The 14,154-nt window shown below is 76.1% G+C and carries 10 protein-coding genes; 4 read left to right on the forward strand and 6 right to left on the reverse strand.

Going from position 1 to position 14,154, the window contains the following annotated elements; all coding sequences use genetic code 11:
- Window positions 1–54 precede the first annotated feature (54 nt).
- Together ACIO6U_RS17990 and ACIO6U_RS17995 are read left to right on the forward strand one after the other, a co-directional pair.
- Complete coding sequence (locus ACIO6U_RS17990; protein WP_401720070.1) at window positions 55–891, forward strand: class I SAM-dependent methyltransferase; 837 nt, start codon at window positions 55–57, stop codon at window positions 889–891.
- Window positions 888–2,435, forward strand: a complete 1,548-nt coding sequence (locus ACIO6U_RS17995) for an FAD-dependent oxidoreductase (RefSeq protein ID WP_401720072.1) — start codon at window positions 888–890, stop codon at window positions 2,433–2,435. Before ACIO6U_RS17990 ends, ACIO6U_RS17995 begins: the two co-directional genes overlap by 4 nt.
- Before the next feature lie 14 nt (window positions 2,436–2,449).
- Here ACIO6U_RS17995 and ACIO6U_RS18000 read toward each other — a convergent pair whose 3' ends face one another.
- The 4 genes from ACIO6U_RS18000 to ACIO6U_RS18015 are packed head-to-tail and all read right to left on the reverse strand — an operon-like array spanning window position 2,450 to window position 7,348.
- The gene (locus tag ACIO6U_RS18000) at window positions 2,450–3,457 is read right to left on the reverse strand and encodes a DUF5914 domain-containing protein (protein WP_401720074.1); all 1,008 of its coding nucleotides are present in this window, start codon (window positions 3,455–3,457) and stop codon (window positions 2,450–2,452) included.
- The gene (locus ACIO6U_RS18005; protein ID WP_401720077.1) at window positions 3,454–4,524 is read right to left on the reverse strand and encodes a phytoene/squalene synthase family protein; all 1,071 of its coding nucleotides are present in this window, start codon (window positions 4,522–4,524) and stop codon (window positions 3,454–3,456) included. Before ACIO6U_RS18005 ends, ACIO6U_RS18000 begins: the two co-directional genes overlap by 4 nt.
- A complete protein-coding gene (locus ACIO6U_RS18010; RefSeq protein WP_401720080.1) occupies window positions 4,521–6,059 on the reverse strand; it encodes a phytoene desaturase in 1,539 nt (512 codons plus the stop codon). Before ACIO6U_RS18010 ends, ACIO6U_RS18005 begins: the two co-directional genes overlap by 4 nt.
- Window positions 6,056–7,348: a polyprenyl synthetase family protein gene (locus ACIO6U_RS18015; protein WP_401307811.1), complete on the reverse strand. Its 1,293-nt coding sequence runs from the start codon at window positions 7,346–7,348 to the stop codon at window positions 6,056–6,058. The genes ACIO6U_RS18010 and ACIO6U_RS18015 overlap by 4 nt, the downstream gene beginning before the upstream one ends.
- Before the next feature lie 267 nt (window positions 7,349–7,615).
- On the opposite strand from ACIO6U_RS18015, the gene ACIO6U_RS18020 reads away from it, so the two are divergent.
- Window positions 7,616–9,145 (forward strand): SDR family oxidoreductase, encoded by a 1,530-nt coding sequence (locus ACIO6U_RS18020; protein WP_401720084.1) that lies wholly within the window; start codon window positions 7,616–7,618, stop codon window positions 9,143–9,145.
- 3 nt (window positions 9,146–9,148) lie between these two features.
- Here the strand turns inward: ACIO6U_RS18020 and ACIO6U_RS18025 are convergent, their stop codons facing one another.
- Window positions 9,149–10,498, reverse strand: a complete 1,350-nt coding sequence (locus ACIO6U_RS18025; protein WP_401720087.1) for a glycosyltransferase — start codon at window positions 10,496–10,498, stop codon at window positions 9,149–9,151.
- 217 nt (window positions 10,499–10,715) lie between these two features.
- Between ACIO6U_RS18025 and ACIO6U_RS18030 the strand changes: the two genes are divergently transcribed.
- Window positions 10,716–12,812, forward strand: coding sequence for a glycosyltransferase (locus tag ACIO6U_RS18030; protein WP_401720090.1), 2,097 nt, complete (start codon window positions 10,716–10,718; stop codon window positions 12,810–12,812).
- Between the two features lie 230 nt (window positions 12,813–13,042).
- On the opposite strand, the gene ACIO6U_RS18035 is transcribed toward ACIO6U_RS18030, so the two are convergent.
- A complete protein-coding gene (locus ACIO6U_RS18035) occupies window positions 13,043–14,068 on the reverse strand; it encodes a MerR family transcriptional regulator (protein WP_401720093.1) in 1,026 nt (341 codons plus the stop codon).
- Between the last annotated feature and the right edge of the window lie 86 nt (window positions 14,069–14,154).

A 14,154-nucleotide genomic window follows, 5' to 3' on the forward strand; every position in this document is an offset into this window, starting at 1 on the left:
GCCGCCCCGACGCCGCCCGCCCCGATGCCGCCCCCCCAACAGGAAGTCCGCCCCATGCCCCTGCTGCGAGACGACGAGTTGTCGTCGGCGTTCGACCACGGCTCCGCCCGCTACGACCGGCTGACCGCGATGAACCCCGGCTACCACGCGCACCTGCGCCGCTCCGCCCGGCGGCTGCGGCTGCCGCACGGCGGGGCCGGGCTGCGCCTGCTCGACCTCGGCTGCGGCACCGGCTCCTCGACCGCCGCGCTGCTCGCCGCCGCTCCGCTCGCCGAGATCACGGCGGTGGACGCCTCCGCCGGGATGCTGGAGCGGGCGGCCGCCAAACGCTGGCCCGCCACCGTCTCCTTCCTCCACGCGCCCGTGGAGAAACTGGCCGAAGGGGGCTTCGTCACCGGGCGGTTCGACGCCGCGTTCGCCGCGTATCTCGTGCGCAACGTCGCCGACCCTGACCGCGTCCTCACCGCCGTCCGCGACCGGCTCCGCCCCGGCGGCCGACTGGCCGTGCACGAGTACGCGCTCGGCGGGAGCGCCGCGCACCGGGCGGTCTGGGCGGGGGTGTGCAAGGGCGTCGTGCTGCCCGCAGGACGGCTCACCGGCGACGCCGGTCTCTACCGCCACCTCTACACCAGCGTCGTGGCGTTCGACACGGCCGCCGCCCTCGGCGACCGGGTGCGCCGCGCCGGATTCGGCTCCGTCCGTGTCTTGCCGCTGCCCGGCTGGCAGACCGGCATCACCTACACCGTGCTCGGCCGCGTACCCCAGGACCCGCCGCGCGCCGAGCCGGAACAGGGACCACCCCACCCGCCCCGAAGTCTGGCCCAGCCGCAGCCGCAGCCGCAGCCGCAGCCGCAGCGTCAGCTCCGCAACCAGCACGGGGACCCGCGGTGACCGGCCGCCCCGCCGCGCCCCGCCGTGGCCGCGACCGGCGCGCCCGGACGATTCCCGCGCTGCCCGGCCGCCCCCGCTTCGGCGCCGACGCCCCCGAGGTCGCCGTCATCGGAGGCGGCATCGCCGGGCTCGCCGCCGCCACCGGCCTGGCGGAGCGCGGCGCCCGGGTCACCTTGTACGAGCGCGAGCGCGGCCTCGGCGGACGACTGGCCGGCTGGTCCACCGACTTGGCCGACGGCTCACCGGCCACCATGAGCCGCGGCTTCCACGCCTTCTTCCGCCAGTACTACAACCTGCGCGGCCTGCTCCGCCGCGCCGACCCTTCCCTCGGCATGCTCACCGCGCTGCCCGACTACCCGCTGCGGCACAGCAGCGGCCTGTACGACAGCTTCGCGCGCGTCCCGCGCACCCCGCCGTGGAGCGCCCTCGGCTTCGTCGCCCTCAGCCCCGCCTTCGGCTGGCGGGACCTGCTTCGGATGAACCCGGCCGCCGCCCTGCCCCTGCTGGACGTGCGCGTGCCGCAGGTCTACGCACGCCTCGACACGGTCAGCGCCGCCGACTTCCTGGCCCGTCTCCGCTTCCCCGACGCCGCGCAGCACCTCGCCTTCGAGGTGTTCTCCCGCAGCTTCTTCGCCGACCCGCGTGAACTCTCGGCCGCGGAGCTGGTCCTGATGTTCCACATCTACTTCCTCGGCTCCAGCGAGGGCCTGCTCTTCGACGTCCCCGACGAGCCGTACCCCCGGGCGCTCTGGGAGCCGCTCGGCCGCTACCTGGAAGGCCACGGCGCGGACGTGCGCACCGGCACCGAAGTGAGCGCGGCCGGGTCGTCGGGGCCCGACGGCCCGACGGTCACCGCCGACGGCAGGACGCGGCGCTTCGACGCCCTCGTCCTCGCCCTGGACAGCGGCGGCCTGCGCCGCCTGGCCGCCGCCTCGCCCGGCCTGTGCGACGCGCCGTGGCGGGAGCGGGCCGAACGGCTGCGCACCGCGCCGCCGTTCCTCGTCTCCCGGCTCTGGCTGGACCGCCCGGTCGCTGCCGACCGGCCGGGTTTCCTCGGCACCAGCGGCTTCGGCCCGCTCGACAACATCAGCGTGCTGGAGCGCTGGGAGGGCGAGGCGGCGCGCTGGGCGGCCAGGACCGGCGGCTCGGTGATCGAACTGCACGCGTACGCCTACGCTTCCGACGACCTGCCCGCCGCCCAGGACCGGCTGGTGCGGCAGATGCACCGGGTGTATCCCGAGACGGCGCACGCCTCGATCGTCGACCAGCGGCACGAATGGCGCGCGGACTGCCCGTTGTTCCCGGTGGGCGGCTTCCACGACCGGCCCACCGTCCGCACCCCGCACCCGACCGTCACGGTGGCGGGCGACGCGGTCCGCACCGACCTCCCGGTCGCCCTCATGGAACGCGCGGCGACCACCGGCTTCCTGGCCGCCAACGCCCTGTTGGAGCGGTGGGGCGTGCGCGGCCAGACGCTCTGGACGGTCCCGGAGCGGGGCCGCTCAGCCGTACTGCGGGCGCTGGCGGCCCTCGGGGACACGTGACGGGCCGCGCGCCGTCAGCCCGGGAAGCGGCCGGCGGCGCGCAGCGCCCACCGCCGCTCCGCGTACGCCAGGTCGTCGCGCCACAGCCGCCCGGCGGCCCCGCGCATCAGCGGGCGCAGCACCGGGGCGGCGGCCCGCGCGACCGCGAACCCGCGGCGGTCCGACGCGGCGACCACCGCCTCCACCACCGCGGTCCGCGGACGCCCCGACCGGTCGGGGCCGAGCGGCGTGGCGTGCGTCTCGACCACGGAACCCCGCCCCTCGCCCTCGGTGATGTGCATGACCACGGTCCTGGGCTCCGGCGCCGTGAACACCGCGCGCACCGGCACCACCGCCCGCCCGGCGACCTTGAAGGAGACGTCCACCGCGAAGGCGTCGTGCGCCGCGTCGGCATCGCCAGTGGGTGTGCCGACCACCGTGAGGTCCACGAACGAGTACGGGTGCAGCCATCCGCCGTGCCACGGGTCGAGCCGGTTGGCGACCACGTCCTCCGGTTCGCACACCCCGAAACCCGTATAGACCGCGGCCAAGGCGCCCGCGGGCTCCGGCCGGACCGGCACCAGCGGGGCGGCCGTCGGCTCCTCGCCGCCCACCCCGTCCAGCCGCACCCAGACCAGCAGCCCGTCGTCGTGCACGGGGTACGGCTCCCAGCCCGCGAACGGCGCGCCCTTGAGGGACAGGCCGTGCCAGTGGCAGATCAGCGTCCCGCAGCGCACCGAGCTGTCCTTGAGCGGCGCGCCCAGGTGCGGGCAGGCGCCGGGGCCGCCGCGCAGTGTGCCCGCCGCGTCCCGCCACAGCACCACCTCGGTGCCGCCGACGGTCCTGCCGTACGGGCGGCCGTCCTTGACGGTGCGGGAGCCGCCGACGACGAACCAGTTGCCGGACGGCCGCGCCAGGGCCCGCTTCAGGGCGTCGCCGATCAGCCGGGGCGCCGCGTCGCGCCAGGTCGGCCGCTGCTGCGCCCAGTCGGCCGGGTCGCGGCGCAGCCGCAGCGGAAAGCGGCCGGGCCGGTGGTCGGTCACGACATGTTCTCCTTTTCCCAGCGGGACCACGACGGGCCCACCGACGACGGCCGTTCACGCGGTGGTTGACGTGGCCGCCCCTGCGTCCGTGAAGCCTGCCCTCGGTCCTTCGGCTCCGGTGCCGTCGCGCCGCCGCGGGCGCGCAGCCGCGCCGCGCCCAGCCGGACCAGCCCGTCGAGCGCCACCGCCGCGCGCCGCTCGCGCGGTACCACCGCACGGCGGTGCAGGACCGCGTACCCGTCGTCCTCGATCGCGTCCAGGATCCCGCCGTAGAGCACGAGAGCGGTACGGATGCACGGCCTGGCCACCGGGTCGAGCATCGGCAGGCCGGGCGCCGCCTCCCGGTAGACGCCCCGGGTCAGTTCCGCGGCGGCCCGCAGCGCCTCGGTGATCCGTGCGTCGCGGGCGCCGGTCGTCCGGCTCCACAGCAGCAGGCCGCGGTCCACGCCGTGCGCGGCGAGCAGGTCCGCGGGCAGATAGACCCGGCCCCGGTCCAGGTCCTCGCCGACGTCCCGCAGGAAGTTGCTGAGCTGGAAGGCGACACCGAGTGCCGCGGCGTGCGGGGCGGCCTCCGCGCGGGGGACGACCGTGCCCAGCACCGGCAGCATCTGGAGGCCGATCACCGCAGCCGACCCGTGCATGTAGCCGCGCAGGTCCGCGTACGTCGGATAGTCGCGCACCTCGAGGTCGCTGCGCATCGCCGCCATGAAGTCGGTGAAGTGCCGGTGGTCGATGTCGTACACGGCGGCCGTGTGCGCGAGCGCCCGCACCACCGGCTCCTTGCTGTTCCCGTGCCGCAGCCCGGCCGCCAGCTCCTCCTGGAGCGCGTCGAGCGCGGCGGCCCGCTCCTGGAGGGTCCGCGTCCGGTCGAGGCTGTCGACGATGTCGTCGGCCCAGCGGGCGAAGCCGTACAGCGCGTGCACGGCCGGTCGCCGCTCGACCGGGAGCAGCCGGGTGGCGAGGAAGTACGTCTTGCCGTGCCGGGCGTTGAGCTGTCGGCAGCGCGCGTACGCGGCGCGCAGCGCGGGCGCGTCGATCCCGGCCGCGTCCAGCTCGCGCGCGGTCACGCCGGGGTGCCTTCCGTCGCGAGCCGGGTCCGGGCGGGCGGGGACGGCCGCCGCGGGCGCGGCCCGGTGACGCGGGCCGCGGCGAGCTTGCCGGAGATGAGCACGGTCGGCACGCCGACGCCCGGCGTGGTGCCGCAGCCGGCCAGCACCGCGTTCTCGGTGCCTCGCACGAGGTTCCGGGGACGGAACGGGCCGGTCTGCGCGAAGGTGTGGGCCGCGGAGAACGGCGTACCGGCCGCGTGCCCGTCCGCCGTCCAGTCCGCGGGCGTCACCAGGGACTCCTCCTCGATGGCGGCGCCGATCCCGGTCAGGCCGCGCCGCTCCAGCTCGGCGAGGAGGCTGTCGCGGTAGCGCGGCGAGAGCTCTCCCCACGCGCGCGCGTCCGGCCCGATGGCGGTGTTGGGGCACGGCGCCAGGACGTAGTGCAGATGCTTGCCGGGCGGGGCCAGTTGCGGGTCGGTCGCCGTCGGCCGGGTGATCAGCAGCGACGGGTCGGACATCAGGGTCCCGGCGCGGGTCAGTTCGTGGAAGGTGTCCTTCCACGCGGCGCCGAAGGAGATCGTGTGGTGCGCCAGCTCCGGCCAGGTGCGGTCGGTGCCCGCGTGCAGGATCACCGCGGAGGGCGAGTGCCGCAGCGGGACCGCCCGGCGCGGGGTCCGGCCGAGCAGCCGGTAGGCGACCGGCAGATCGGGGGTGAGCACCACCGCGTCGCAGGCGATCCTGTCCTGGTCCGTGACGACGGCGGTGATCCGGTCGCCGGACCGCTCCAGCCGGGTGACGTCCTGCCCGTACCGGAAGTCGGCCCCCGCGTCGGCCGCCGCGTCCGCCATCGCCCGCGGCAGCGCGTGCATGCCGCCGCGCGGGAAGTAGACGCCCGCCACGGTGTCCATGTAGGCGATCACCGCGTAGGCGGCGAGCGCGCGGGCCGGCGGTACGCCCGCGTACAGCGCCTGGAAGGTGAAGACCCGGCGCAGCCGCTCGTCGGAGACGAAGTCGCCGATGCGGGCGTCGAGTCGGCCGAAGCCGCCGAGCGCCGCGAGCCGGGCCAGGTCCGGGTGGACGAGCTGGAGCGGCGAGTCGAAGTTGGCGTCGATGAACCGCCGCATCTGGACCGCGTAGAGGTCGGTGAGCCAGCGGCGCAGCCGCCGGTAGCCCGCCGCGTCCGCCGGACCGGCGAAGCGTTCGATCTCCGCCTCCATGGCCTCGGCGCCGGTGTGCACGTCGAGGCGGCTGCCGTCGGCGAACAAGGCCCGGTAGGCCGGGTGCAGCGCGATCAGGTCCAGCCGGTCGGTCATCGTCTCGCCGACGGCCGCGAACGCCTCCGCGACCAGGTCGGGCATGGTGAGCACGGTCGGCCCCGTGTCGATCCGGTAGCCGCCCCGCTCGATCCTGCCCGCCCGGCCGCCGGGCAGCGCGGCGCGCTCCACAACCGTCACCCGGCGTCCCGCGCCCAGCAGGTGCAGCGCGGCGGACAGCCCGGACAGCCCGGCCCCGACCACCACGACATGGTCGGTGCGTCCCGTCACTGTTCTCATCGGTGGTCTCCTGCGGCAGCGGCTTCCCGCGGGCCCGGTCCGGCGGCTGCCGGTCGGTCCTGCGGGTGCGGGGCGTGGTGTACGGACCGCCCGTCCGGGCATACGCCCGCGGCGCGTTGGAAGAGGTCGAGGAGCCGGGCCCTGGCAACCGGTCCGACGCGCGTCGCGCCCGCCAGGAACCGGGCGCTGTCGGCGGCCAGTTTCTCGATCCGGTGCTCGACGGCGGCCCGCGCGCCGGTCGAGACGAGCAGGTCCCGTACCCGGTCCAGATCGCCGTCGGACAACCGCGGGTCGCCGACGGCCGTGTCCAGCAGGGCGAGGGCCTGCCGGTCGTCCGCGGCCTCGGCGTGGTCGCGGGCCACCGCGATCAGGTAGTTGGGCTTCCCGTCGCGGATGTCCTCGCCCGTCGGCTTGCCCGTGTACGCGGAGTCGCCGAACACCCCGTGCAGGTCATCGCGCAACTGGAAGGCGATGCCCGCCTGTCGGCCCGCCGCGCACAGCGCCCGGGTGGTCTCCTCGTCCGCGCGGGCCAGAGCGGCCCCGAGCGCCAGCGGGCGCTCGACGGAGTACAGCGCGCTCTTCAGCCGGGCCGTGCGCAGCGCCCGCGCGGCCGACCGCGCACCGGTGGTCTGCCCGTGCAGATCCAGGTACTGCCCGGCCACCATCTCGGTGCGCATGGCCTGCCACAGCACGCGCACCCTGCGGGAGGTGTCGCCGGGCAGCGCGGTGGCCGCGACGGTGTCGTCGGCCCAGGCCAGCGCGAGGTCGCCGACCAGGACGGCTGCCGCCCGGCCGAAGGGCTCGGCGGGGCCGGAGCGGCGCGCGCAGGGGTACTGCGCGTCGAGGTCGAGATGGACCGCGGGCTGTCCGCGCCGCAGCGCGGAGCCGTCCATCACGTCGTCGTGCACCAGCGCGCAGGTCTGGACGAGCTCCACCGCGGCGGCGATCCGCAGCGCCGCGTGCACCTGTTCGGCGGACCCGCCGCCACCCGCGGCCCGCAGCCCCCACCACAGGAACTGCGACCGGGTGCGCTTGCCGCCGCCCAGGGTGAACCCGGCGACCCGCTCGGCGAGGTCCCGCGCGAAGACCGCGTCGATCGCCGCCGCTGCCGCCACCCGCTCGCCGAGCTCATGGGCCAGCACCCGCCCGACGTGGTCCGCGACGTCCGCGTCCACGGCCGCGGGGTCCGGCGGGCGGGGGACAAGGACGCGTGCGGAAGCGTCGTACGGGGCGCCCCGGGCCGCCTGCTCACCGGGGGAGGGGTGCTCGTCCGCCGCGATGCGCCTCATCGACTTCCTCTCCTCGCGTCGTTCGGCTTCGTCTTCGGTCATTCCGTCCGGGACGCCCCCGCGGATGCAGCGGACGTCCACTGCTGCCGGGAGGGGCGAAAACACCTCACCACGAGTGACCCATCGTGATCACGCCGCCACATCGGGTCACTGTCGACGAATCTCCGCATGCGGGTGGTCCGGCCCGCATCCGGCCGACCGGGCCGCGCGGAAGAGACCGTGAAGGGGGACGGTGGGGGGAACACAACGCGCGGAACGGAGCTGCTCATGATCAGCGATGCCACCGAACCCGGGCCGCTGTGCCTGGTCACCGGGGCCTCGGGCTACATCGGCGGACGCCTGGTGCCCGAACTGCTGGCCGCCGGGTACCGGGTCCGGTGCCTGGCCCGCTCACCCGGAAAGCTCCGCGACCACCCATGGGTGCACGACACCGAGGTGGTCCAGGGCGATGTCACCGATCCCGACTCGGTGGCGGCGGCGATGCGCGACGTGGACGTGGCGTACTACCTCGTGCACGCGCTGGGCACCGGCTCCGGCTTCGAGAAGACCGACCGGGAGGCGGCCCGGGTCTTCGGCGAGCAGGCCCGCGCCGCAGGGGTGGGACGCATCGTCTACCTCGGCGGCCTGACCCCCGGCGGAGTACCGGAGGCCGAACTCTCGCCGCACCTGCGCTCGCGCGCCGAGGTCGGCCGCATCCTGCTGGACTCGGGGGTGCCCACCACCGCGCTGCGCGCCGCGGTGATCATCGGATCGGGCTCCGCGTCGTTCGAGATGCTGCGCTACCTCACGGAACGGCTGCCGGTGATGGTCACCCCGAGCTGGGTCCGTACCCGTATCCAGCCCATCGCCGTCCGCGACGTGCTCCGCTACCTCGTCGGGAGCGCCGCCATGCCGCCGGAGGTCAGCCGCCCCTTCGACATCGGCGGCCCGGACGTCGTCACCTACCGGGAGATGATGCAGGGCTACGCGGCGATCGCCGGTCTGCCCAAACGCCTGATCGTCCCGGTCCCCGTCCTCACCCCACGGCTGTCCAGCCACTGGATCGGACTGGTCACCCCGGTGCCCCGGTCGATCGCCCGCCCGCTCGCGGAGTCCCTGCGGCACGAGGTGGTCTGCTCCGAGCACGACATCGCCCGCTACGTGCCGGACGGCGAGGGCCAGCCCTTCCCGCTGCGCCGCGCCCTGGCCCTGGCCCTGCGGCGGGTCCAGGACGCACAGGTCACGACCCGCTGGTCCTCCGCCTCGCTGCCCGGCGCGCCCAGCGACCCGCTGCCCACCGACCCCGACTGGTCCGGCGGCAGCCTCTACACCGACCGCCGCGAGCAGGTGGTCGACGCCTCACCCGAGGCGCTGTGGCGCGTGATCGAGGGCATCGGCGGCACGAACGGCTGGTACTCCTTCGGCCTGGCCTGGGCGGTGCGCGGCTGGCTCGACCGCCTCGCGGGCGGTGTCGGGCTGCGCCGCGGACGCCGTGACGCCGTTCATCTGCGGAACGGGGACTCACTGGACTTCTGGCGGGTCGAGGAGATCGACCGCGGCACGATGCTCCGGCTGCGCGCCGAGATGCGACTGCCGGGCCTGGCCTGGCTGGAGCTGCACGCCGACCGCGACGACCAGGGCCGCACCCTGTACTGGCAGCGGGCGCTGTTCCACCCGCGCGGGCTGCTCGGCCACGCGTACTGGTGGAGCATCTCGCCCTTCCACGCGTTCGTCTTCGGCGGCATGGCACGCAACATCGCCAAGGCGGCGGAACAGGGCAGGTCCGCCCCGAGCCCGCGGCCGGTCACCACCCACTGACCGCTACGGTGCGACCGGCCGCTCCTGGCGGGCGGCCATCACGGCCCGCAGCCGGACGGCCGCCCAGTCAGGGCCCCGCTCGCGGACCCGGGCGGACAGCTGCCCGAGTCCGGGCGGCGGCGCGGTGAGCAGTGAGGCCACGGCGTCCCCGATCTCCCGCCCGGTCGCCGCGGCCGGGTCCAGGACGACGGCCGCCCCGGCCCGCTCGGCGTCGTGGGCGACGGCGAACTGGTCGCTGGAGAACGGCAGGACGAGCGCCGGGACGCCCGCGGCGACGCACTCGGTGAAGGAGTTGTTGCCGCCGTGGTGCACCATCGCGTCCACCTCCGCCAGCAGCGCGCGCTGCGGCACGGAGGCCGCGACGCACACCCGCGGGCCCGCCAGATCCGCGAGCGCCGCCGTACGGTCCCCGGCCGCCAGGACGACCGCCGCGTCCGGACATCGCTCCAGCACGCCGCGCGCCACGGTCCGCAGCACGTCGTCCCTGGCCGACAGGAAGGTGCCGAAGGCGACCAGGACGACCTTCCCCGCCGCCGCCCGCAGCCGGTCGGCCGCACCGCGCCAGTACGGGTCCAGGACCGGCGCGTCCTGCGCGGTGCAGTGACCGGCGTAGAGGGCTTCGCGCCCCTCGGGCGGTACGGGCAGGCCGGGAAGCGGCGGGTAGCAGTAGACGACGGCGTGCGGTGAGGTCAGCGCGAACGCCCGGCCGGGCGGCGGCCGATGCGGGGCGTGGAGTGCGGCGAAGTCCGCGAACAGCGACGTGAAGGCCGCGTCGTTCGCCCGTACCGCGGTGCGCAGCGCCGCCCGCTCCGCGGGGCGCGGCCGGATCCCGGCGGGCCAGGCACAGGGTTCGCCGAAGAAGGCGTCGGGGCCCGCTGGCAGGTAGCCGGGATGTCCGGGACAGTAGGAGGCGTACGACAGACCGAGGCAGTGCAGGGCGAGCGTCACCGGGTAATTGAGCTGGTCCACCAGGTACCAGTCCGGCCGCAGCCGGTCGTGCAGAATCCGCAGGTCCGCCAGGATCCGCTCCGGGTCGGCGAGCATGTCGGCGCCTCGGTGCCGGGCCTGGGCGAGCAGCGCGGGCACCGCGCCCGCCCTGGTGGCGTCCAGGAACTCGGTGAGACGCGCCGCCTCCGCCGTGTCCTGCTCGGTCGTCTCCGCGATCCCCGTATTGGCGTTCCGCGTCACCGTGAGCGGCACGAAACCGATGTCCGCCTCCCGCGCCAGCTCCTCGAAGGCGGGCGCGCACGCGAAGTGCACCTCGTCGCCCGCCCGCCGCAGGGCTCCCGCCAGGACCGACAGCGGCCGGGCGTGCGACTGGAAGGGCGGGCTGACCACCACGATCCGGGCCATGGGACTCCTTCGGTCGAGCGGTGTCCGCGTACGCCGACGCGGCCCCCGCGGAACTCCACGACGGCGTGCGGCGCGGCTGCGACGGCAGATCCTGCCAGGTCAGGGGCGTGCGCGCTGTGAGGCAGAACCGGCGCCCGAAGTGCATCCAATCCGCTCGGCCGTACGGAAGCGATGACTGTGCACGATCCGCAGCCCCATTCGCACGGGAGAGGCCGCCATGGAAGACATCGCACTGCCGACCGCCCCCGCGGCGGGCTCCGCCACGGGAGCGGCCGGCGACGGGACGGTCACCGGGAACGTCTTCGCCGGTCCGGGCGCTCGCACCGGGCCCGCGCCGGACGACGACGTCTTCGTCGACCTCCGTTCGACCTTCTGGACCGGCCGGATCCGGCCCGCCGCCGCGGGCGCGGGCGCCGGGGCGCTGCTGAACCTCACGCAGGCGGAGTACGGCTGGCCGTTCCCCGAGGGCATCGCCTGGGAGGCGGAGGACCTGTCGCTGGCGCGACTCCGCCGCGCCTGCCGGATGGGCCTGGCCCACAGCCCCGAGACGCTGACCGGCCACGCCGGTGGCTCGGACCGGCTGCGGGCCGCCGCAGCCGAGGCGTGGCCGGACGCGCTGCGGGTGCACGGCGCGGACAGCGCGCGCGACGCGCTGCGCGAGGCGCTGCGCCACCGCCCGGCCGGGGCCGCGACGGCGGCCCTGCTGGACGTCGCCACGGCCCGGGGCCTGCGGCCGCTGGAGCCGGAGGAGGCGGCCGAACTCGCGGCGGCCGGTGACCGCGCGACCCGCCACGCGGCCTGGCGCTACCTCGCCGGTGTGCCGGGCGGCGCGTCCCTGCTGCCGGTCTCCGCCGAGGCGGAAGACCCGTACGAGCGGCTGATGCTGCTCCCCGGCCAGGACCCGCTGCTGCCCGCGGCGGCACGCAGGCCGGGTCTGCTCGTCGCCCAGCCGATGCTGCTGGGCGGCCTCGACACTCCGGGGGAGGGGCTGAGCGGCGGCCTGAGCGTGCTGCTCAGCGGCCTCGGGGACGCGCTGGCCGACACCGGCGCGGTCGCGGCCGTCGTGACGGTGGTCACCGCCTGCCGCAGCGAACTGGCGCGGGACGACAGCCTGTTGCACGCCCGGGGCCCCGGGCACTGGGTGCTGCGGCTCCCCGTGGACGCGGAACATCCCCTCGGCCAGCACGAGATGGGCGCCCACCGCGAGGCGCTGGCCTGGTGGGCCGTACGGCTGCTCGGCGGCCTCGGCGCACGGCTGGACGTCCTGCACGCGCGCTACGCCGACGACGGCTCGCTCGCCATGGCCCAGGCCGCGGAACGCCTCGGAGCCCGGCTGGTGTTCACCGCGACGCCCGATCCGCACCGGCAGATGACCGCACGCCACGGCCGGGCCCCGGCCGCCTCCGACGACCTGCGCGACGACCTGCACCGGGTGTTCGTCGCCGACCGGCTGGTCGAACGGGCCGCACGCGTGGTCGCCATACCCGGACAGCAGGGCGACGCCTCCGAACTCGTCCGCCACTTCCCCCAACTGGCCGCCGCGCGGGACGGCGCGGGCCCGGCCGCACCACCGGAGGGCATCCAGCCGTACGTGCCGGCCGCGTCCGAGGCGTCCGACCGGGCGGATCTGCTGGGCATGGTCCTCGGCGGGGGCGGTAGCGACGGCGCGCGGCGGGCGCCGCTCGGCCCGGACGCCCTGCGGGAGCCGCTGCTGCTCTGCGTGGGACGGCTGCACCCCGTCAAGCAGCAGGACATGCTGGTACGGGCCTGGCTGGAGCGGGGCCTGTACCGGCGGTCCTCCCTCGTGCTGATCGGCGGCGCCGCCGACCGTCCGTCGGCCGCCGAGACCGCGATGCGCGCCAGGATCGGCCGCCTGCTCGCCCGGCACCCCGGCGCGGCCCACCGGCTCGTCCTGCTCACGGCCCTGTCCAACACCCGCGTACGCCGCCTGGAGCGGGCGCTGGCCGACCCGGCGTCGGGGACACGGGCCTGGTACGTCTGCCCGAGCGCCAAGGAGGAGTTCGGGATCGCGGTGCTCGAAGCCATGGACGCGGGACTGCCGACCGCCGCCCCCGAACGCGGGGGAGTGCGCCACTATCTGCGCGACGGCGACAACGGCGTACTGCTGGACACCTCCAGCGCACCCGCCCTGGGCCTCGGCCTCGAACGGATGCTGGACATGCCGCCCTCCGCCGCCCGCGCCCTCGCCGCGCGGGGCCGCGCCACGGTCACCTCCGGCTACACACTCACCTCCACGGCTGCCGCCTTGGTCGAGGAATACCTGGCCACCGCCCCGCCCGGAACCCCCGGCTGACGCCCGAGCCGCGACGCGCGGCTGACGTATCTCCTCGGCCTGGCGGCGACCCGCCCACCGGCCTGCGGCGGTGTCGGCTGAGGGCCACCCGGACGGCGTCCCGGGGCTTCCGGTGCGTGCGCGTCGGCCTGCGGCGGTGTCGGCTGCTGGCCGGGGCGTCCACGGGCTGCCGCTGAGCCTGCTTCGGCCTCGGCTGAGGACTGGCCGGGGCGTACCCCTCCCGGAGGGGGTCAGGGGGCGGCGGTGGGTGGTGGGGTGGGGGAGCCGATGCGGCTCAGGGCGGACAGGGCGTCGCGCAGGCCCTGGGGTCTGAGCATGCCGGGCATCAGGGGGCCGGCCCAGCCGGGACCGGCGAGGAAGACCATCGGATGGGTACGGGCGCCCTTGACGCCCCAGCTGGTGGCCGCGACATGCCGGGCGAGCGGGCGGTCGGCGGTGGAGCGGGACTGGGACCACAGCACGACGGCCGCCGGACCGATCCGGCGTACCGCCTCGTCCAGGGCGTCGACCGGCACCGCCCCGCCGAACATCCGGGTCGACAGGCCGAGCTCTCCGAGCCCCGCGGTGAGCGCCTCCAGCGGAAGCGTGTGGTGGTCGCCGGGCACGCACGCGAGCAGTACGGGCGCCGCCCCGGTGACGGTCGGCGCCGGGCGGACCCGGCGCAGCGCCGACGAGACGTGCCAGGACAGCAGGTGCTCGACCTCCACGTACCGCTCCCCGGAGGTCTGCCACTTGCGGCCGACGGCGCGCAGGGTCGGCGCCATCACCTCCTCCCAGGCGACGACCAGCCCGTGCCGCTCGACCAGGTCGGTCAGCAGTGCGTCTACCGCCGGGCCGTCCAGCCGCACCGCGGCCCGCGCGAGCCCGCGGCACTCCTGCCGGACATCTCCGAGCGGCAGGCCGCTCCCGGCGGCCGGTTGCCGAGTGGCGGGCCGGGGCGGCCCGGCCGACGCCGGGCTCGTGGGCGCGGGCGCGGTGCCGGCGGCGGCCTGAGCGGCGCGGGCCGCCTCCGCGGGCGGCACGCCCGAGGCGGTGAGCCGGCACATCTCCTCCAGGACGGCCACGTCCCGCGGGGCCCAGCGCCGGTGCCGACCGTCCGAACGGACCGCCGGACCGATCCCGTACCGCCGGTCCCACGACCGCACCGTCGTGGCGGACACCCCGAGCCGCCGCGCCAGCGCACCCGTGGCGATCCCGGCCTCGACAGGCTCCCGCGCTCCCGACGCCCCCTGCGTCCCACCCGTCTCCTCGCTCATCTCTTCAATATACGACGCAGAAACGGTGCGAGTTGCTCCACAGGGCCGGTGATTCGCACGCTAGGACGAGCCGACCCCGCCGCGTC

The sequence above is a fragment of the Streptomyces sp. NPDC087422 genome, from assembly GCF_044744145.1.
GTDB lineage: Bacteria > Actinomycetota > Actinomycetes > Streptomycetales > Streptomycetaceae > Actinacidiphila.